The sequence below is a fragment of the Micromonospora echinospora genome, from assembly GCF_014203425.1.
Classification (GTDB): Bacteria; Actinomycetota; Actinomycetes; order Mycobacteriales; family Micromonosporaceae; genus Micromonospora; species Micromonospora echinospora_A.
In genome coordinates this window covers 1,221,795-1,242,689 of record NZ_JACHJC010000001.1, presented here as the reverse complement: position 1 = coordinate 1,242,689, position 20,895 = coordinate 1,221,795, and the positions used below count along the sequence as shown (strand labels likewise).

General features: G+C 69.8%; 13 protein-coding genes. 8 read left to right on the top strand and 5 right to left on the bottom strand.

The window, feature by feature from the left end:
• The first annotated feature begins 367 nt into the window (after window positions 1-367).
• Genes FHU28_RS06005 through FHU28_RS05995 form a run of 3 tightly spaced genes read left to right on the top strand, consistent with a single transcriptional unit; the run spans window position 368 to window position 6,390 of the window.
• Window positions 368-730, top strand: a complete 363-nt coding sequence (locus FHU28_RS06005) for a hypothetical protein (protein WP_184681676.1) — start codon at window positions 368-370, stop codon at window positions 728-730.
• Window positions 731-771: 41 nt separating this feature from the next.
• Entirely contained in the window at window positions 772-1,029 is a 258-nt protein-coding gene (locus FHU28_RS06000) for a hypothetical protein (protein WP_184681675.1), read from the top strand.
• Between the two features lie 24 nt (window positions 1,030-1,053).
• Complete coding sequence (locus FHU28_RS05995) at window positions 1,054-6,390, top strand: ATP-binding protein (RefSeq protein WP_184681672.1); 5,337 nt, start codon at window positions 1,054-1,056, stop codon at window positions 6,388-6,390.
• A gap of 173 nt (window positions 6,391-6,563) precedes the next feature.
• On the opposite strand, the gene FHU28_RS05990 is transcribed toward FHU28_RS05995, so the two are convergent.
• Both FHU28_RS05990 and FHU28_RS05985 read right to left on the bottom strand, forming a co-directional pair.
• Window positions 6,564-7,493: a hypothetical protein gene (locus tag FHU28_RS05990; RefSeq protein WP_184681670.1), complete on the bottom strand. Its 930-nt coding sequence runs from the start codon at window positions 7,491-7,493 to the stop codon at window positions 6,564-6,566.
• 135 nt (window positions 7,494-7,628) lie between these two features.
• Window positions 7,629-9,167: a hypothetical protein gene (locus FHU28_RS05985; protein ID WP_184681668.1), complete on the bottom strand. Its 1,539-nt coding sequence runs from the start codon at window positions 9,165-9,167 to the stop codon at window positions 7,629-7,631.
• A gap of 309 nt (window positions 9,168-9,476) precedes the next feature.
• Between FHU28_RS05985 and FHU28_RS05980 the strand changes: the two genes are divergently transcribed.
• The gene (locus FHU28_RS05980) at window positions 9,477-11,885 is read left to right on the top strand and encodes an AAA family ATPase (RefSeq protein WP_184681666.1); all 2,409 of its coding nucleotides are present in this window, start codon (window positions 9,477-9,479) and stop codon (window positions 11,883-11,885) included.
• A gap of 73 nt (window positions 11,886-11,958) precedes the next feature.
• Here the strand turns inward: FHU28_RS05980 and FHU28_RS05975 are convergent, their stop codons facing one another.
• A complete protein-coding gene (locus FHU28_RS05975) occupies window positions 11,959-14,388 on the bottom strand; it encodes an FtsX-like permease family protein (RefSeq protein WP_184681665.1) in 2,430 nt (809 codons plus the stop codon).
• The gene (locus tag FHU28_RS05970; RefSeq protein WP_184681664.1) at window positions 14,382-15,146 is read right to left on the bottom strand and encodes an ABC transporter ATP-binding protein; all 765 of its coding nucleotides are present in this window, start codon (window positions 15,144-15,146) and stop codon (window positions 14,382-14,384) included. The genes FHU28_RS05975 and FHU28_RS05970 overlap by 7 nt, the downstream gene beginning before the upstream one ends.
• 169 nt (window positions 15,147-15,315) lie before the next feature.
• On the opposite strand from FHU28_RS05970, the gene FHU28_RS05965 reads away from it, so the two are divergent.
• From FHU28_RS05965 to FHU28_RS05950, 4 genes are all read left to right on the top strand, one after another.
• Window positions 15,316-16,473 (top strand): sensor histidine kinase, encoded by a 1,158-nt coding sequence (locus FHU28_RS05965; protein WP_311773527.1) that lies wholly within the window; start codon window positions 15,316-15,318, stop codon window positions 16,471-16,473.
• A complete protein-coding gene (locus FHU28_RS05960; RefSeq protein ID WP_184681662.1) occupies window positions 16,470-17,138 on the top strand; it encodes a response regulator in 669 nt (222 codons plus the stop codon). Before FHU28_RS05965 ends, FHU28_RS05960 begins: the two co-directional genes overlap by 4 nt.
• A gap of 61 nt (window positions 17,139-17,199) precedes the next feature.
• Window positions 17,200-17,766 (top strand): hypothetical protein, encoded by a 567-nt coding sequence (locus FHU28_RS05955; RefSeq protein WP_184681661.1) that lies wholly within the window; start codon window positions 17,200-17,202, stop codon window positions 17,764-17,766.
• Between the two features lie 2 nt (window positions 17,767-17,768).
• The gene (locus FHU28_RS05950; RefSeq protein WP_184681660.1) at window positions 17,769-18,416 is read left to right on the top strand and encodes a nucleotidyl transferase AbiEii/AbiGii toxin family protein; all 648 of its coding nucleotides are present in this window, start codon (window positions 17,769-17,771) and stop codon (window positions 18,414-18,416) included.
• A 739-nt stretch (window positions 18,417-19,155) separates the two neighbouring features.
• On the opposite strand, the gene FHU28_RS05945 is transcribed toward FHU28_RS05950, so the two are convergent.
• Entirely contained in the window at window positions 19,156-20,595 is a 1,440-nt protein-coding gene (locus tag FHU28_RS05945; protein WP_184681659.1) for an alpha/beta hydrolase, read from the bottom strand.
• Between the last annotated feature and the right edge of the window lie 300 nt (window positions 20,596-20,895).

The window sequence follows — 20,895 nt, the reverse complement described above, 5'->3', positions numbered from 1 at the left end:
CCGACCCGCCCGCCGCCTGTCTCCTCCGCTGAACGATGCCGGCCAGTCCAGCGGACAACATCATCACCGTCAGGTAGTCGTCATCCGGGCTCCGAACCCGCCCGGAATGCTCGCCAACGATTAGCGCCTGAGCATGAACGTCCATTGAAGCCGTTCCTCACAGCTAAAGTCCGACCCGACACTCGCCCGGGCAAGGGGCGGCTCCAGTAGACACCCCGCCCCTGACACTCTCGGGGCCCACACGCCCGCGGCTTCCCGTTCGGCCGCCCTCGACGGCACCGGGGAACCTCAGGCCGTTCGACGGCTGGCTCCATGTCGGACTCTGCTGGTTCACTTGGCCGCGCGTGACTGACGAAAGAGGCGTGGAGTGACCGATCAGCCGGACGAACCGTGGCGGCAGCACCCGAGCCTGCTGCGGGTGGCCGCGTGGATCCCTGACGTCGACGAGAACCTGGAGCGGTGGGAGGAACTCGAGCAGATTGCGGTGCAGTGGATCGAGGAGCAGGCTGCCGCCGACGGGGTTACCCCGGTGGTGTTCTACAACGCGGCGAAGGCGCACGGGGGCCCTGGCCCGGTCCACCGGCTGGCGAGCCGCTACCGGTTCAGCTACCCGCTCGACCGAGACCGGCCACGTGGCGCTTTGGTGGCCTACCACCCCGACGCCCGGTCCTGCGACGAGCGGCTGACCTGGCGCGCGGATCGGCGCTGGTGGTCCTGGAGAGTGCGATGACCCCGCTGGCCGGATGGGCTGCCGGGACCCGGGCAGAGGCCTTGTCCGGGGTGTATCCGCAGGTGCCGGCGCTGGACTCCGAGGCGCAGGAGGCCCTCGACCGGGCCGTGTTCTTCGGCGGGCGCAACAACTGGACCGGAAGTCACGAGCGCGAGCACGCCCGCAAGGCCTTGGACGCCGTGCTACGCGGCGGGCTGATCGACGTCGACACCGCTGTGGGGTATGCCCTGGCGCATGCCGGGGTCTCGGAGGTGGGCGCGAAGAACCTCCGCAGCAGCCTGGAACGCAAGAGGCGGTAGTTCCACCCCGGGGGGACAGAGCAGATGAAAGGTACCGAGCCGACTTCACGCGCCGAGGCCGACGCGCAGCTGCGTGACCGGGCCGAGCGCCTCGTCCGGGCCCAGCTGATGACCCGGGAGGATCAGGACTTCGCGCGCAGCCAGAAGAGCATGATCGGCCAGACGATGCGGGAGTACGGCGGCCGGTTCCTGTTCGAGCTGATCCAGAACGGGTACGACGCGCAGCCGCCGGACGCCGGCAGCGGGCGCATCGCGGTGGTGCTGGCGCGCGACGAGGGCACACACGGCACTCTCTACGTCGCCAACACCGGGCGCGGGTTCACCGCCAGCAACGCCCGGCGGATCCGCTCACTCGGGCTGAGCGACAAGCCGATCGGCGAGGGTATCGGCAACAAGGGTGTCGGCTTCAAGAGCGTGCTCCAGATATGCGCGACTCCGGAGGTCTACAGCACGCTGGACAGCGGAGATCCGGGGTTTTGCTTCCGGTTTGCTACCGAGGACGACGTGCCAGGGCTGGTCGGCGCAGATCCGGTGCTCACTCGGCAGATCATCGACGAGGTTTCGCTCTACAGCATCACGTTGCCGGCCGAGGGAACACCCGCTCGGGTGGCGGCGCTCTGGGCCGACGGCTATGCCACCGTGGTGCGGCTGCCGCTCGACGAGGGCGCCGTCGATGCGGTGGCCGAGCGTCTCGACGAGCTCGAAGCGTCAGAGGTGCCGCTCATGCTGTTCCTGAAGCGGCTGGAACGTGTCACTGTCCGGAGAGAGGACGGTTCCGCCAGCGAAGAGCGGGTGCTGACCCGGGTACGCAGCAGCGCGCCGGTGGCGGCCGATGACTTCGCCTGCGACCTTGTGACACTGGACGAGGACGGCACTTATCTGGTGCTGTCTCGGCGGGTCGATCCGGCCGCCTACCGGCGTGCGGTGCAGGAGGCGATCGACCGGCGTCAGCTCGACCCCAGGTATGCCGAGTCGACGGCGGCGGTCGAAGTCTCGGTCGCGGTGCCGTACGGGGCTGCGGACGCGCACGTCGGCCGGTGTTACACCTTCCTGCCGATGGGCCGTAAGGCGCCGTCGCCGTTCGCGGGGCACCTCAACGCGCCGTTCTTCACCGATCTGTCCCGCACGGACATCGACGAGGCGAACCCGCTGAACCGGCTGCTGCTCACCTCGGCGGCGGGACTCTGCCTCGACGCGGCCGAGGCGCTCACCGGCTGGCCGGACGACGCCGCCCCTGCGGCTGTGCTCGATCTTTTGTGCTGGGACGACGACCGTCTGGGGCTGCTCACCTCTCGCGCGGAGGAGCAGGGCCGGCCGCTGGGTGAACGTCCGCTGTTGCCCGCGCAGGCGGCCGGCCGCTGGCTCACACCAGCTGCGGCATGGCGCTGGCCCGTACCCGACACAGGCATGCTGACCGCAGCGTTTGCGACAGCAGCCAGCGGCGCCGAGTTCCTGCGGGAATTGCCGATGCGCCGGCAGGCGCGGCTGAGGAGCCTGCTGTCGCGGCTCGGACTTGACGTGACGCCGGAGCCGGAGCGTCTTGCCGGCTGGGTCGAGCAGATGATGGCGGTGATGCAGCGCAACCGCCGCCCGATCAGCGACTGGGACCGGGCCTACGCGGACGTCGCGCGTCTCTTCGAGAAGGCGCCCGAGGCGTTGCGGGCGCGGCGCATTCTGCTGACCGACTCGGATGAGCTCGCGCCGTGTGCCGGCCGGCGGGCCGGCGAGACATCCGCGAGCCGGGAGGCCGCGCCGTTCTTCCCGCCGACGACCCAGCGGATCGCCGACGAGGACGACGTCGACCCCGGCGCCGACCTGTCGCTGCCGGCAAGCCTGTCCAGCCGGCTGTTCTATTTGCGAGGCGATCTGACCTGGCACGTCAACCGGCAACAGACCCCGGCGCGCAAGTTCCTGCAGGAGAATCGGCTTGTGCGCGGCTTCGAGACGCGGGGGATCCTCGAACACATCCGTGCCGTGCTCGCCGACAGCCGCGCGCAGCGGGTCGCCCGGGACGCGCTGACGTTCGTCTTCAACCTGAGCCGCAGCGGTGCCCGCATCAAGACCGACCTGGCTGCCCTGGGCTTGCGACTGCCGACTGCGAACGGCGTTTGGATGGCCGCCGGGGACTGTCTGTTCTCGTCCGACTGGCCGGGTACCACCGGCAAGGAGCTGTCCGCGATCGCGGCCACTCCAGAGGACCGGTCGGCCGAGTTGTACGCGCTCGCGGGCCGGTTGCTGGCACCTCCGGCGCAGGTCATGCGAGCCGGCGACCCTGTTGCCGACTGGGTTGCCTTCCTGCGGCGCATCGGCGTTGGCGAGGTGGTGCCGCTCAGGTCTGTATCCGACGGGCGCGGGATCTACGGCAGCAACCTGACCCGCGATCGGCTTTCGGCCGTGCCCGGGCTGCCCGATCCGGTCCGCGACCAGTGGGCGAAGGTCCTGCCGACGACGTCCGCTGCGTGGTATCCGTCCACCCCCTACGTGGTGAAAAGCCCGCTCTGGTGGATGCCGGGACAGGCCGACTGGGAACGGTTGACCGACCGGGTGCGCTTGCACCTGGCACGGCAGATCCTGCGCGGACTCAAGGGCGCCTGGTCGGCCGACGCCTTTGCGACCGTCTGGGAACGCGACCGGCCCGGCGACAAGAACCCGCAACGGCGGTGCACGCCGCTCGGCGCGTTCCTGCGTACGGTGGCCTGGTTGCCGACGCAACGACCCGGCCAGAGCGGCGGGGCTTTCGCGACGCCGGCCGAGTGCTGGACGTTTCCGGTTCGCAGTGACGACGTGCCGCCGCGGTTCGCGACGCTGCTCGCAAAGCCGATGCGGGATCTGCTCGACGACGACCCGGTGGCGCTGCGGCGGCTGACCGAGCTGGGTCTGGGCGTGTGGGGCCGGGACGCCGATGCCCCGCGTTTGGTGCGCCACCTGGGCGCGCTCTTTCACGCCGGCGCGGTTACCGAGATGCACGCGGCGCAGTTCCACAACACGTACCGGGCGGCGTGGGCGGCCTGTGCCGCCCGTGGCGCCGAGGTGGAGCCGTTCCCGCCGGACACCCGGGGCTACCTCGTTGTCGACGTCGGCGGCTCGTCGACAGCCCTGCCGCTCGAGTCGGCCAGTGGCGACCAGGAGCTGCCCGACGTGGTAGTCGCGTCGCGGGACGACGAGCAGAGCCTGCTCCGGCTGATGGCCGACTTCGGGTGGCGGGTCCTCGAGGTAGACGCGCATCCGGAGACAGTCACCGCCATCTTGCGCCGCCGCCTCGGCGAGCGGGTTTCACGTGCCAGCGGCGTCACGCCGGTCGTGCTGCTGGACGGACACGAGTTCGGCCTGCCGGCCGTCGCCGGCGCCCGACCGATCGTTGGCATCCTGCCGTGGCTGCCGCTGTTCGCGGCGACGCTGCTCGAACACCAGCGCAGCCAGTTCAGCCGCCTCGGTCAGCGGGCGTTCGACGACACGCTCGACGCGTTGCGGCGGGTGCGGGTCGCCTTCGCTGGCACGGTCGAGGTACGTCTCGGCGAGGAAACCCGGCGGCTTCCGGACCGGCTGCACGGGGTGCTACCGATGCCGCACGCCGCGCATCCTTCCCTGATCGTCGAGGGCGCGGAGACGGAGCTGGACTGGGACATGCTGGAGGCGATGGCGGAGCCGCTGGCATACCTCATCGGCCGGCGGGACTACGCCCGCACCTTCCGGTGGGCCGCAGAGCGGACCCGGCGGGTCGGCGTCCCCGTCGCCCAGCTCGCCGACGACGACGTGGCCGAGATATGCGACGTCACGGCCGAGGACGTCCGGACGATGGCGCGGCGAATCCAGTCTTCCCTGCGACCCTTACTACATAGGCTCTATCCCGTCGTCGCGCATTACCTGGACGCCGAGTCGGCTGCGCCGTTCGACCCCGACTCACCGGCGGTGGAAAGCGAGCAGGAGGCCCGAGACCTGCTTACTGCGCTGGCCGACCGACTCGACCACGAGCCGGATGAGCTGTTTGCCGCCGCGCTCGACGCTCCGACGCTCACGGCGCTCCAGCAGCAGCTGAAGATACCCGTACGCGAACTCAACGCCACCCTGTCCGGCATGGGCGGGCGCTATCCGCTCATCGACTACGGCGCGCAGCACTCCGAGGACTTCGCCGACTACGTACGCCACCATCGCGACTCCCTGCTTGACCGGCTGCGCTGGCACCGGTGGGACCGCTTCGCGGCCGGCGACCCCCAGCCGGACTGGCCCCAGCTCCGGCGGGTTGAGCTGCTCGCCCCGGACCCGGAGTGGGGCACCACCGTCGACGTCCTCTCGACCGATCTCATGGCGGCGCGCGTCGAGGAGGAACTCACGGCGCGGCTGGGCGAACAGCCGCCAGAAAGCGGCCCCCCTCTGCCGCGCCGCAGCGACTGCGCCAAGGCCAACGCCGAGCTGGTCGACACCGCCGCCGGCAGGCTGGCCAAGCTCGTGCGCGCCTGGCTCGAACGGCACAGCCGCCCCGTCCCCGCGCCGTGGACAGACGAGGCATCGGCAGGCCCGGCGCTGCGCGCAAGGCTCGACTCAGCCGGCGCGCTCGACTTCGCCATGCTGACGCTTCCGGACGTGCTCCGCTGGCTGCAAACGCTCGGCGTCTGGCCGACGGACATGCCCGCGACCGATGACCTTGACGCGCTTGGTCTCACCCCCGACGACCTCGACCGCCAGAAAGCCGAGGAGCGGCAGCAACGCGCCGAACGGGAACGGCAGCGGCGGACCGTGAACATCGACGACAAACCATTCGACCTGGACGACGGCTTCACCTCGCTACGCGCGGCTCTCGACAATTCGCTGGACCGAACACCCGCGTTCCTGGCCACTCCACGCAGGTTCACCGGCCTCAAGGAAACCGACGCCCGGTCCGGCCCCGGCGGCCGGATCGCAGGTGGCGGCTTCGGCGGCGGTGGGTTCGCGTCCGAGCTGTCAAGCCTGCAAAAGCTGGGGGTGGGTTTCGCTGGCGAGTGGTTCGCTTATCGATGGCTGGAACGGCAGTACGGCGCCGACTTCAGCCCGGAATGCTGGGTGTCGGGATACCGTGAGCGGGTCTACCCCGGCACCGGTGACGACAGCCTGGGCTGGGACTTTGAAGTCCCCGGCCGGCGCGGCACCTGGTACTACGAGGTCAAGACCACCCTCGCCGAGGGCGGTCGACTCGAGCTGGGCGAGACTCAGGTCATCGCGGCGCAGGAGAACGCCCGGAACCGGCGGTGGCGGCTCTTAGTGATCACCAACGTCATGAATGAGTACCGCCAAATCCGTATGCTCCCGAACCCGTTCGACCCGGCCAGCCGCGGCCGGTATCGCTTCGTCGGCCAGGGTCTGCGTCTGGAGTACCGCTGGTCGTGACCGCCGGCACGGCAGAGGTGGTCACCAAGCTGGAGTGGCGAAATAGACGTTACAGGGTTCGTAGGTCGGCTTGCGGGCCACGCCAACGCCCGCTGATCCAGATCGGAGGGCGGCCACCGTCGCTGCCCGCTCAACGCGGGGACAACATCGCGGTCCATGCCGCGCGGGGGTGTTTACCACCAGCGGCGTCTGACCTTGATCTCGCGCACGGGTATCTCGGAGGGGTGTAGGGGGCGTTCGACGACGGGGCGCATCGTGTGGGGTGTGATGCGGTCGCGTTCGTGTTCCTCGGCGAAGCGGGCGGCCTGTTCGTGTTCGCCGAGGGTGTCCAGGGCCTTGAGGAGGTCGGTTATCAGGATGTCGAGGCGGTGGGTTTCTGCTTCGGCGGCGAGGAACCGTTCGTGGTGGGTGACTGCCCGGTGGCCGCACCACTGGCGTAGTAGTTCGTGGCGGGGTCGGTCGTGGCGGCGGTACCAGTCGTACTCCCATTCCGGTGTGGTCGACCGGTTGTCGCGGCCGACGCGGTAGTCGTCGCCGAACTTGCATTTGTGGCGGGACTGGGCTTCCTGCTCGATGACGAGGTCGAGGACCTGGGTCGGATGGGCGCGGCATGCGGCTTCGACCAGTTGGAGGGTGCCGGCCGGTGACAGGATGGTCCGGCTGTCGTGGTCGAACCATTGGGCCGAGGCGAGGATGTCGTCGATCGGGCCGTCGATGATCTCGCTCAGCCGGGCGCTGTCGCGGATGTCGGTGGTGCATGACACCGGGGACCAGAGCAGTTCGGCTACGTCTTCGCTGATCAGGAGGCCGAAGATCTCCTCGACGCAGGCCTCCTCGATGCGATCGAGGCTCAGATCGTCGATGCGTTGCCAGTTCGCCATCAGCGCGTCGAAGGTCCCGACCTCGCTCCACGGCACCCGCAGCCGCGAACCGGGGACCTTCTCCACCCGTTCGTCGGGGTCGTCGAGGAATCTGATCTCGAGGCGGGCGCTGGTCTTCTTCGGCTCGACGGCCAGGATGCAGACGCGTTCGGACGGTGCGTGGTCCGACTGCCGGTAAGCCCATTCGTCGCCGACGGTGAAGCGGGAGGGGTCGATTCTCATCCAGCCGTCCTTCGGGTGAGCGTCGTTTGTTGCGTGGTACCGGGTCGGGCTGGCGGTTCGCGTCGCGATGGCGGCAGGTCCCGGCGCAGGCTCGTGCGCATCCGGCCGGAGTGTGGTGGCGGTTGAGGTGTGGACTCACGTCAGGCGCCGCGGTCGAGTAGCCCCGTGGTGCCACGATTCGGCCTGCCGGCGGATGCCGGCGTGGGCCTGCCGGTCGTGATCGGGGCGGTGCTCCTTGCGTGGCCTGTGGGGGCTCCAGTCACCGAGGAACGGGCGCAGGTCGTCGGGTCCGGGTTCGGGGTTGTAGTCGATGTCAGCCAGCACACCGGGATTGCGGATTGGGTCGATCCGGTCGGCGGCGGCCCTGCCCCATGCGACCCAGCTGGCGAGGTACCCGCCGGCGCCGGTCCGGTCGCCGGCCGCTTGTTCAAGGGCGGTGCAGAAGGCGCGGATGTCAGCTGCGGCAATCCAGGCCTGGTAGGCGTTGCGGAAGGTTTCCGCGCGGATGTTGTCCGTGGCCCGGACGCGGGCGTCGGCCATCGCGGCGTGCCATTGCGCGAGGGTGGCCTCCTCCTGCCGTCTGCGTTCGGCCGCTGCTTCCTCCTGCCGCCGCCGGTGCTCGGCTGCGGCCTTCTCCCGGGCGGCTTCGGCTGCCCGCCGTTGCTGTTCGTCGGCGGTGACGCCAGCCTCGAACCCTTGGATGATCTGCGCGACGCGCTGTTCCAGACGTACGCGTGCGGTGTCGGTCCAGGTGTCCCGGTTGTCGTGTCCGGGCCGGGTGATCTCCAAGCGGAGCCTGCCGGAGTCGACGACGTCGAACTCCGCGGGTTTCATCCACGGCCGCAGGCGCAGCACCTTCAGCTCCTCGGCGGTGGGTTCGTGCGGGACCTGGTCGCGTTCCTCGGTCAGGGTGACCGTGCGTCGGACCTGCCCGGCCTGGAGGAACACCCGCGGGTGTTTCGCCTTGGTGTTGACCCCGAGCCGGTGCCCACGCCGGGCCGCCTCGCCGGCGAGCTGCCGGATCAGCAGCAACGCCCGGGGCAGTAGGTCCGGGCTGACGGCGAGGTGGTTCGGATCGGCTTCGAGGGCGCTGAACGCCAGATGCGGGTCGGTGGTGACACGTCGGGTGTTGAGCCGGATCCGGTTCCAGTCGGTCTCGTCCGGACCGGCGTCGGTGTAGAGGCGGATGATGATGTCGCCGGCGTCGCGGCCGGTGTGGCGCAGATGGTGACCCGCTGGCACAAGTCCCTGCTGCTTGAACGCGTGAATGATCCGGCGGTACCGGGCCCGCGTTCCACTGTCGGGACTCTCGATACGGACCGTGCCGCCCTCGTGCTGTAGGCGGTCGAGCAGTTCGCGAGCCGATCGCAGCAGATCCGCCGACGAAGCACCGCCGGCGATGCCGCCGGGTGCCGGCGTCTCGGACCGCGGGAGGGAAGCCCGGTGGTCGGGATGATCGGGATGGTGGCCATGCTCAAGGTAGAAGCGGCCGGCGTCGGTCGAGCACGCCTTCCACACCCCTGCCTTGCGTGTCACCGTAACCAGGTTCCGGTCCTGCAGCGCACGCGCCGACCGGCGGTACTCGACGCCGTCCGGCCCACTGAGGTCATCGCCGCCGTGGATCCGGCGAAGCAGGTCGAGCTGCCGCTCATTGAGCGAATCCCATCGCTGCACCACCCGACAGTAAGGGGCCAGGCCTGCTCGATGCAGCTGACACGGCTGCACGTGGCGTTCCGTACCGGCAGAGCCGCCGAACCGGCGCACTGCGCCTCGTCCTGCGAGGGGACTCCCAAACCAATTGGTGCTCGGGTGTTGCGCACCTACGCCGTACAAGCAGAACGACCACGGTGGACCCTTCAGCCGGCGTATCGATCAGGCGGGCCCGAGACGGGCAGCTCTGCCCTTCTGTCGTACGCCCCGGCTAAGTTTCTTGCACGTGGCTGGCGTGTGGTGCCAGGCGACATGGGATGCCGAGGAGGGCCGGTGCGCCTCACGCGGGTGTACGTCAGGTTTTTCAAGTCCTTCAACTTCGACTATGAGCGCCGCGCGAACGAGAAGGCTCAGCGTGCGACGTGGGAGATCCTGCCGGAGGGCTGGTATCCCCATGTGCGCCTCGACGTCGACCCCCAGATCACCGCGATCGTCGGAGCGAATGAGTCGGGCAAGAGCCACCTGCTGGACGCCATCGAGTGCGTCATGGGTGAGCGTGAGGTGACGCGTAGCGACTTCTGTCGCTACTCGCAGCTGTTCTCGGTCGAGACCGACGAAGTCCGGATACCTGACGTGGGCGCCGTCTTCATGGTCACCCGGCAGGCGGAGTCCGAGTTGCTGGCGACACTCGACGTGACCAGGGCAGTGGGCGAGACGTTCCTGTTCATGCGGCCCGGGGAAGGCCCTCCCTTCATCGTGGCGGACGAGACCCTCGTCGAGCTTGACGACCCGGCCGGGGTGAAGGCGCTCGAAGGCATCTTGCCGCAGGTATTGCGGTTCTCCACCAGCATCGCCGTTCCCGACAGCGTGCCGATCGCGTCGCTCTGGGGTGGCCGGCTGGGCAACCTCGCTGACCGCCGCCTCCGTGGTGAGTTCCTGGAAGCCGCCGAACAAATCGATGCCGACGACGACGCCGACACAACCGCGTGGGGCCGGCGGTTGTGGTCGTTCTTCCGTCGCCCGACCTCGACGGCGGACAGCCGCGAACAAGCCCTTCAACGTAACGCGCAAGCCCTAGCCAAGAAACTGCTCGTCGATGTCGCCCGCATCGACGAGAGCATCTTCAAGGAGCTCCAGAAGGCCATCAACGAAGGCAAGGAGGGCGAAGTTAGTGGCCTTGAGGGCAAGATCAATGAGAGCTTGGCGCGACACCTCAACCTCTCACGCTGGTGGAGCCAGGACAACGACTTCAAACTCCGCGTTACCACCCGAGAGCGGGAGCTCGTGTTCACCATCCGCGACCGCACCGGGGCGGAGTACTCCTTCGGCGAACGCAGCCGGGGCCTGACGCACTTCCTCGCCTACTTCGTTCAGCTCCGGGCTCACCGGCCGGCCGAGGACCGCGACGAGATCCTGCTCATGGATGAACCCGACGCCTACCTGTCGAACTCCGGCCAGCAGGACCTCCTGCGCGTGCTGGAGAACTTCGCGATTCCCGACGACCGGCGCCGGACGGACCAGGTCATCTATGTCACCCACTCACCCTTCTTGATCAACAAGAACGCCGCGGATCGGCTGCGGGTCCTCGACAAGGGAGCTCAAGAAGAAGGCACCCGCGTAGTCAGGGACGTCGCCCGCACCCACTACGAGCCCCTGCGCTCCTCCCTGGGCAGCTACGTGGCCGAGACCGCCTTCATCGGTGGCAAGAACCTCATCGTCGAAGGATCCGCCGACCAAGTGATGCTGGCCGGGATGTCCAACGCGCTGCGCGTCCGGCGGCCCGACGTAGCCCGGATGCTGGACCTCAACGAAGTCACGATCGTGCCCGCCGGCAGCGCCGACAGCGTCCCCTACATCGCCTACCTCGCCCGCGGCCGCGACCCGATCAAGCCCCCGTGCGTAGCGCTCCTCGACGGTGACGACGCCGGCCGAAGGGCCGTCGGCAAACTGAGGCGCAGCGAGGCGAACCGCAAACCGGTCCTCGACCCGAAGTTCGTCGTTTGCCTGGACACCTGGGCTGCCAATCGCGCAGCATCGGCACCCGATGACATCAAGGTGGCCGCTTCGACCAAGTCCGGGGACGTGACCGAGATCGAGGATCTTATCCCTGCACGCATTGCGGTCTACGCCGCGCGGAACTACGCCACCCGTCTGCTAGGACTCGGTGACGAGGACGCCGCCAAACTGAAGGAAACGGGCCTCAAGCCAAGACTCGAATCAGGCCGCTCGTTGTGGGATTGCCTGAAGGACAGCTTCGCCGAGGCCTTCGACGCGAATATCGACAAGGTCGGCTTCGCCCGCGAAGTTGTCAGTTATCTCAACCACATCCCACGTGACGGTCGACGCCCAGCAGAGGTTAAGACCCTGGAGGACAACTTCATCGCGCTCTTGAGCGACCTGACCGACCTGCTCGAAGACGCCGCGGTCAGCGAAACCCAACGCCGTCGCGAGAAGCGCATGGGACGCATCGTCCGCGGATTTCTCGACGACTATCAAGACGGCGCAAGTCGCACTGTCGCCGACAGCCGCCTGCGCGAGATCGAGAGCAGCCTCGACGACTCCGCAGCCCACGACGACCTCAGAATCAAGATCGCGGCGCTACGGCGAGACTTCTCACTCCGCACTGACCCGACGAGGAACATCAGCGATTTCCCGGCTTTCCGGCAACGGCTTGAAGACCTCACTCGCCAGGAACGCCTCGCCAACCAGGACCCCGACATTGACATCGGCCCCGGCTATTAGCCTGAACGCCGCTCAGTGAATTGCCTGGGTCGGTCAGCACCACTTGGCACGCGCAGCCAAGCTCGCCACGGGTTCACCCCATGATGCCGACGGGGGACCGCGCGGGGCGGTGACGCAGTGACCGCCAGGTCGGCAACGCGCTCGCCAGCACCGCCAGCAGCAGGCAGAGCCCCACCACCGAGCCGACCACCGACCACGGCACCACCAGGTCGACCGGTACGCCGGCCTGCTCGGCGAGGCCGGCACGGACGCTCAGCAGACCGACGAACGCGACAGCCCCGCCGAGCAGAGCGCCAATCAGCACCACCAGGGCGGACTCGGCCGTGACCAGCCAGATGACCTGCCTGCGGGTCGCTCCGGCCAGCCGGATCAGCCGCAGGTCGGCCACCCTGCCGGCGGCGGCCATCAGCAGCGTGTTCGCCACCGCGACCGCCCCGTAGCCGGCCGAGACACCTATCAGCAGCAGCGTGAACAGCCAGACGAGGCGGTCCTCGGCGCGGTCCGCCTCGGCCGCCCACCCGGCCACGTCGACGATCCGCGCTCCGGCCGGAGGGTCGACCCGGTTCTGGACGTACACCGCGGAGGTGAGCGCCGAGGGGTCGTGCGACCGGACCATCGACCGGGGCAGGAGCAGGTCGCCGGGGATCGAGTCGTCGGTGACGACCGCGACGACGCGCAGCGACACCACCTCCCCATCGGCGAAGACCAACGCGTACGGCTCGGACGGCTGCCGGTTCGCCGAGGCGGGAAGGACCACCGTGTCACCACCGCTCAGGTCGTCCAGTGAGCCGGCAACCACGGTGAGCGCCCGGTTGGCAGCGGCGAAGCCCGCAGGGTCCACGCCGAGCGCGGTCAACGGCTGGTTCGCCGGCGACGAGTCCGAGTCGCTCTCGAAGACCGTCGTCGGCAGCAGGGCGGTCCCCCCAACCGCCGCGACGACCTGGTCCGACAGGCCCGGTGCGCGGTCGGGCACGACTACCCAGCCGGCGTTCACGTTGTCGGCCCGGCTCGCCGCGTAGGCGGCCGTGGTGGTGCGCACCATCCCGGAGACCAACACCGCGAACGCAACCGTGAGCAGCACCGGGGCGGCGATCGACGCCGTGCGCCGGGTCGCGGTCGACGCCCCGGCCCGGACCAGCATCCCGATTGCACCACCCGGTCGACGCACCGGCGACCGCAGCAGCCGCACCACAGGGCCGACGGCCGCCGGGGCCAACACGGTGGCGCCGGCCACCAGGGCCATCACCGCGTAGAGGGCGAACGTGGCAGCGTCGCGGGCCTGGTCGGCGGTCGCCGTGCCAAGGCTGAGGGCGAGCCCCGCCGCGACGAGGAGCACCCCGGTGGCGACTCGCAGCCGTCCGATCGGCCGCTGTTCCCCCGCCGCCTCGCGCAACGCCTCCAGCGGGCGCACGCGTGCCGCTCGGCGCGACGCCGACCAGACGGCCAGCAGCGCGATCATCGGACCGGCGACGATCGACACCGCGACCGGCCAGGGCTCGTACCGGACCCGGAAGGTCGCCGGCTCGAAGCCGACGTCGACGAGCAGCCCGCCCAACACCGGGGCGAGCGCTGCGCCGGCCAGGAGGCCGGTGAGTCCGGCCGTGGCGCCGACGACGAGCGCCTCGGCGTGGACCATGCGGTGGACTTGACGGGGGGTGGCCCCGACGGCGCGTAGCAGGCCCAGCTCACGGCGACGCTGCGCGACGGTAAACGCGAAGGTGGAGGCGACCACGAAGACCGTGACGAAACTCGCGAGAGCCGCCGTGGCGGTGAGCACCTGCATGCCGATCCAGCGGGTGCGGGCATCCCCCCGAGGCTCCAGAGCGGCGCGGCCGTCCCCGGTCAGCGCCCGCCCGTCGCGGCCGAGGACACCGCGAGCCGCCTTGGCGATCGCCTCGGGATCGGCGCCCGGAGCGACCAGCAGGCCAATGGCCCGGACGCCGGGCGCGAGCACGGCCGCGGCCTCGTCCGCGACGTAGACACCGGGCGCATCGACCAGACCGGTGACGATGTAGGGCTGCGGGCCCGCCGCCGTGAGCAGGGTGACCGGCCCGCCGGGAGGCAGCCCGAGCGCGCGGTCGACCACCACCTCGCCGGCCCGCCGGGGCGGCTCGCCGGCCGTGAGACGAAGTCCACCCAGCCGGGTGCTGGACCAGCCGTGCCCCTGGTGAGCGTCCTCCCGCTGCGCCTCGGTGGCCGGGGGCCGGCCGTTGACGAGCGCCTGGGCGTAGAAGGTCCGGTCCGGCACTGCCGCCGTAACGCCCGGTGCCTCGGCCAGCCTGCTGGTGAGTTCCGCTGTCCTGGCGGCCGACCACGGCCGGGTGGGCGCAAACGAGTCGGCCGGCGCACCGGCCTCAGGGCTCTGCACCACGACTGCCGCGTACGCGAGCCGGTCGGGTACCTGCGGGCGGCCGGAGGCCAGCAGCAGGGTGGCCACAGCGACCAGGGTGACGCCGACGGCAACGGCCACGAAGGCACCGACCGACCGCCGGATGCTCAGCACGACGACTCCACGACGCTCTCCGCCGGGACCGTCTCCCGCTCGGCGATCCGCGCGGCGACGACCGCGGCGGTGATCCCGCTGGCCAGCTCGTCCACGATGCGGCCGTCGCCGAGGAGAAGGACCCGATCGGCGTACGCGGCGGCGGTGGGATCGTGGGTCACCATCACGACGGTCTGCCGGTGGTCGTCAACGAGTGCGCGCAGCAGCCGGAGGATCTGCTGTGACGCCGCGCTGTCCAGTGCCCCGGTCGGTTCGTCGGCGAAGACGACCGCGGGGCGGGTGATCAACGCTCGGGCCACGGCGACGCGTTGCTGTTCGCCGCCGGACAGTTCGCTCGGCCGGTGCCCGGCCCGGTCGGCCAGTCCCACGGCGTCGAGCGCGGCGAGGACGTCCCGGGCGGGGGGACGACGCCTCGCCAGACGCAGCGGCAACTCGACGTTCTCGGCAGCGGTCAGCGTGGACACCAGGTTGAACGCCTGGAACACGAAACCGATCCGATCGCGGCGCAACCGGGTCAGCTCGTCCTCGCTCAGGTCGTCGAGGCGCCTGCCGTCGATCGCGATGGTCCCCGCGGTCGGCTTGTCCAAACCGGCCGCACAGTGCAGCAGGGTGGACTTCCCCGAGCCCGACGGGCCCATTACGGCCGTGAAGGTGCCGCTGGCGAAGCTGGTCGTCACGCCGTCGAGCGCCGTCACCCGGCGTGCTCCGGTGCCGTACACCGCGCACAGCCCTGTCAAGGTCACCGTCTGTGTGGTCATGACCGTCAGGGTGCACGCTCCGGCAGGTACCGCGCGTCGTGCCGGCGCGGGCACTTTCTGACCCTCCCCCGGGCGGAGCCCGGGTCCGGGACGAGCCTGGACGTCCTACCCGAGGATGACCACCCGCAGGTGGACGCGGCCGAACCAGCCCGCCGATACGCTTCGACAGGTGACCGCCCTCCTGCTGACCCGGCGGCTGCGGCCGGTGGAACTGGCCATCGTGGACGCCGTGCTCGCCGTGGCGGTCGGCGGGCTGCTCGGCCCGTACGCGGCGCTGGAATCGCCGCTGCACGGTGGTGTGCGCGAACCGCTCTGGGTGTCGGTGCTCGTCGGGTTCGCTCTCGGGCTACCGTTGGCCGTCCGGAGACGGTGGCCGATCATCGTCGCCGTCGTGATCAGCTCCGTGGCCACCGTCGCCCTGATCACCGGCGTGATTCCCAACTATGCCGCCGCCGCGCCCGGGCTCGCCATCGGCCTGTCCTTCTACACGGTGGCCGTATCGACGCAGACGCGTCGGTCACTGCTGTGTGCCGCCGGTTGTCTCGCTCTGGTGAGCGTCGCCCTGGTGCTGACCGAGAGCGACCTCTGGTCGCGAACCGGCGGGGTCGTCTACGCCACCGTCATGATCGCGCCCGCATGGTTGATCGGTTGGCTGGTCCGCGAGCGGCGTGCCGTCGCCGCCCGTGAGGGCGAGCACCTGGTCCGCCGGACCGCCGCCGAGGAGCGGTTACGGGTGGCCCGGGAGCTGCACGATGTCGTCGCGCACACGCTGAGCCTCATCGTCGTGAAGGCGGCCGTCGCCAACCACGTCGCCGCGACCGATCCCGGCGAGGCGGGGGCGGCCCTGCGGGTGATCGAGGAGACCGGCCGCAACGCACTGACCGACGTGCGTCGGGTGCTCGGCGCGCTGCGCGAGGACACCCCGTACGCCCCGACGCCAGGGCTGGACGAACTGCCCGCGCTGGCCCGACAGGCGGCGATCGCCGGTGTCGACGTACGGCTCGACGTACGGCAGGAGGAACCAGCCGCAGCGGTGCCGGAGTCGGTGGGTCTGGGGGTCTACCGGATCGTGCAGGAGGCGGTGACCAACGTCGTGAAGCACGCGGCACCGGCCACCTGCAGGGCAACGGTGACCGTCACGCATCGCGAGGTCAGGATCGAGGTGACCGATGACGGCCGCCGTCCGGTCCTGATCGGCGGGGAGGGGCACGGGCTGATCGGCATGCGGGAACGGGTGACGTTGCACGGGGGCGAGTTCCGCGCCGGGCCGCGCTCCGGCGGCGGCTACACGGTTACCGCCAGCCTGCCCTACCGGGTGACCGCGTGATCCGGGTGCTGATCGCCGACGACCAGGCGCTGCTGCGCGGCAGCTTCCGACTGTTGGTCGATTCGACCCCGACCTTCACCACAGTCGGTGAGGCGGGCACCGGCGTGGAGGCCGTGGCGCTGGCCGCCGAGCACCGCCCGGACGTGGTGCTGATGGACGTGCGGATGCCAGAAATGGACGGCATCGAGGCGACCCGACGCATCTGCGGAGACCCCGCCACCGCCGGCACCCGCATCGTCATCCTGACCACATTCGACCTGGACGAGTACGTCTACGGCGCACTGCGCGCCGGAGCCAGCGGGTTCCTGCTCAAGGACACCCCACCGGCGGACCTGCTGACCGGCATCCGGGTGGTGGCCGCCGGCGAAGGGCTGCTCTCGCCGACGGTGACCCGCCGGCTGATCGACGAGTTCGCGCGTCGGCCGGAGCCGGCCCGGCCGCTGCCACGGCGGCTGGCGGAGGTGACCGAGCGAGAACGGGAGGTGCTCACACTGATCGCCCGCGGCCTGTCCAACGCGGAGTTGGCTGAGCAGCTCCATCTCAGCCTGGCCACCGTCAAGACACACGTCGGACGACTGTTGACCAAGCTGGCGGTACGCGATCGGGCACAACTGGTCATCGTCGCCTACGAAACGGGCTTGGTCGGGCCGGGCGGTCCGCGCTGAGGGCATCGCCCTCCATGGAAAGACACCAAGCGTGCTGGGCCTAGCGTAGTAGGCTGCGGGCATGGGCCGGTTCTCCGAGGATGAGCTGCAGGCGGTTGTCTCCCGGTACGAGGCGATGCGGGCGGCTGCGTTGACCGAGCGGGACGAGCAGCTGCGGGCGTTTCACGAGGCCGGCTGGCGGCCGGTGGATCTGCAGCGGGTCACCGGGTACAGCCGGGAGACGATCCGTCAGGCGCTCCGACCGGAAGTTCGGCGGGCGACAAACCTCAGCCGGCGCCGGACAGCACCCCAGCCGCCGGCGGACTACCGGCCCTACGGTGACCGGAAGCCCTACGTGGTGGCAGAAGCACTCGCCGCGCTGCACGGCCCGACCGGGGGCACGGTGACGCTTCCACGTCATCTCGACTGGTCCGGGCACGCCGAGTACGACCTGAACCGGCCCGCACGCCTGTCCAGCATGTACAAGGTGGTCCTCACCGAGGCCAGTACCGTCGAGGACCTGAACACCTGGCTCGACACCGACCTCCTCCGGCGGCTCTGGCCCACCCTCTGGCTGCCACCCCAGCTCCGCCAGCGCTGGGAGGAAGCCTTCCCCGAACTCGCCGCAACCCGCAGCAACGCGGCATAGCGGTGGACCCCTTCCACGAACGCCTCGCCCGTACCGGGCTCGGCGCGGCCGATCGATACGGCTTCGCGCTGGCCGGCGGTTACGCGGTCCAGGCCGCCGGGCTCGTCGAGCGGCCCAGCGAGGATGTCGACCTGTTCACCGCCTGGGACCGTCGCGACGAGTTCACCGCCGCGGTTACCGCTGTCGTGCGCGCCTACCGAGACGACGGCCTGACCGTCGAGACCGAACGGCAGTACGACACCTTCGCCCGGCTGGCCGTCACCGACGGCGTGCGGGTCTCCAAGGTCGAACTCGGCGTGGACTGGCGCGCCAACGAACCAATCCTCATGGCGATCGGACCCGTCCTCCACCCTGACGACGCGGTAGCGAACAAGATGAGCGCCCTCTACGGACGAGCGTTCGCCCGGGACTTCATCGACATCGACGCCACCCTGCGGTCAGGCCGCTACACCCGCGAAGCCCTCCTCACCCTCGCGCAGCGCGCCGACCGCGGCTTCGACCCGCGCATCTTCGCCGACGCCCTCGGACAAGCCGCCCAGCTCGACTCCGACGACTTCACCCAGTACGGCATCACCGGCCCAGCGCTGGACGATCTCCGTAGCCGATTCGCGGAGTGGCGCCGCGACCTGCTCGACGGCGAGGAAGGGTGACTCGGTCCCGACTCCCGGCAGCGTAAGCCTGCACACGCAGGGCCCAGAACGTCCAGCTGATCTTCGGCAAGCGATCGCAGCGAGCCCGCGAAGCGACCGGCACGCCACGAGGGACAGCAGGAGAAAGCAGGTCGTCGGCCTGTGGACACCGGCAGACCGTCGTCTTAGGAAACCGATGCTCTATCCCCTGAGCTACGGGGGCGCGAGCGCCTAGTCTAGCGACCTGGGGGTTCACCTGGGGTGGCAGGGAGTGGCCCGCGTTCGCCCGCCTTCTCCGCACCCCGTTTTCCCAGCCCAGGAGCACGCCCGGAGCACAAGGACCCCGGTTTGCGACCGGCGGTCGGCCGCGGTGACCCGCGTTGGCACCGGTTCGGCCGGGCCGGCGTTATGCACGGGGTCAACAAGCCCGGCAACATCGTGGTGGGTACCAGGGTCGGCCCGTGGGCCAAGCTCGGCCGGACCGGCAGGTTCCGCTGCTCGAGCTGTTACCAGGTCAGCGGGAACAGCGGGTCCACACCCACCTCAAGGTGATCAACCAGCACAGGTACTCCGGCTACATCTACCGTGGCGCGGGCGCAAAGTGCGCTGCGGGCACGGCGACCTCCAGGTCGCCGTGCCCGCGGGTCTGCGCGCCGTGGAACAGATCCACCCCTAGCAAGCCGCGACGTATCAAGGAATCTGCAGGCTGCGGAGGCGTTCGGCCAGAACGGCGCGGATGTCAAGCCCTCATGCGTCGACATCAGGAGGGGTCACGACCACCAGCCTGAAGCGGACGAGAGATCCGGCCGGACAAGAGATTCGTCTGCTCGTCGAGGGACGGGCGGTCGTCCTCGCCCACCCGCGCCGAACTATCCGTCGGAACCTCGGGGATCGGCGTTCCCTCGCACTCCGCTCCCCGTTTCGGCAGCCTTCCGTTCAGCAGGTAGTCGTCGATGGCGGCGTCGACGCAGGCGTTGGTGCCGTGGACGACGTGGTGGCCATCGCGGGGAACGCTGAGGAGCCGGTGCCCGAGCAGGTCCGCCATCGCCCGACCGCCCTCGTACGGCGTTTGCGGGTCGAACTCCTCCTGCACGACCAGCCCTGTCGGGTAGCCGCTGCGGCGCAGCTTCACCAGCGGCTCGACACGCTCCACCGAGCCGAAGGTGCACTCACGTGGAGAAACCGCCGAAGCACCCCAGCCGTAGGGAAAGTGCTCGGAGAAGTAGCGCATGTCCGCGTAGTACACCTCGAGGTCGGCGGGCCATTCGGCCTCACAGTTGACTGCCTCCCAGACGCCATTGCTGGTCGGCGGCGGGTCGGCCTGGATCTCCTGCTGAAGAGCCAACGCCCGGTCCAGGTCACCCGGCACGTCCGAGGGCGTCTCGACCTGCTGACGCAGCCGGCTCGCCGTCGCTGCGAAGAAGTCCCAGTACTCCACCTCGTTGGTGGCCCCGATGAGGCCGTCAAACGCGTCGCCGTCGTAGACGTAACTACCCTGATCGATCGGGCGTTCCTCCAACTTCACCCGGGTCCGCTCGATCGTGGCGCGCACCTGCGACCGGGTGGTTCCCAGTCCGAAGGTCCCGTGGCGCTCAGCCACCCACGTCATCCAGGCGTCGGCGGTCCTGCGTTGGGCGATTGCCTGTTGCTTCCACGCCTCCCGCCATATCCATCGCGGGTGGATCGCGGAGTCCAGGACGTTGCGGTTCAGTCGCTTCGGAAAAAGCGTGCCGTAGACAGCCGTCACGTACGTGCCGTAGGACTTCCCCATCAGGTTCAGCTGACGCTCACCCAGGACCGCGCGGACGATGTCGAGATCTCTGGCGTTGTTGGCGGTGGTGAAGTAGGGACGCCGGGCACCGTCCGCGCGTTCGCATTGCTGATCACGCCTGCGGAACTCCTCGGTGTACGCCCGCATCTGCGCGTCGGTGAAGCGAGTCTTGCCGGACAACTGCACGTTCGTGCCCTCGCACAGCAGAGGCTGCGACTGCCCGACGCCGCGCGGGTTGTAACCGATGATGTCGTATCGCGCCGACAGCGCGTCGTACGCCGGATCCTCCGACGCGTAGATTCCCTGCCCGCCCGGCCCGCCGGGGACCTCTACCAGTACGCCGAGCCGGTTCGGCTGATCGCTCGCCAGGCGCCGGGAGAGCTCGACGGTCTCCCGGGGACCGCCCGGCCGCCGGTAGTCCAACGGCACCCGCACAGTCGTGCATTCCACCACCGGGGACACGCTCTCGACACGGGGAAGCGCGGACGCCGAAGCAACCGGTGACCGCCTCGGGGGCACCGGCGGGCGGGGGCAGGGTCCCCACGCAGGACGCTGCGCGTAGAACTCCCCCAGTCCGACCGGCACCACGTCGGACCTCGGCGTGGTGTTCGCCTCGGCGAGAGGCACCACCGCCACGCACAGAGCCGCTGTTGCCGTGGCAATCAGACCGGCCTTTGCTCTCCGTTTCATCCCCGACCTTCATTCTTTGCGGCAGGAGTCGCTGAAACG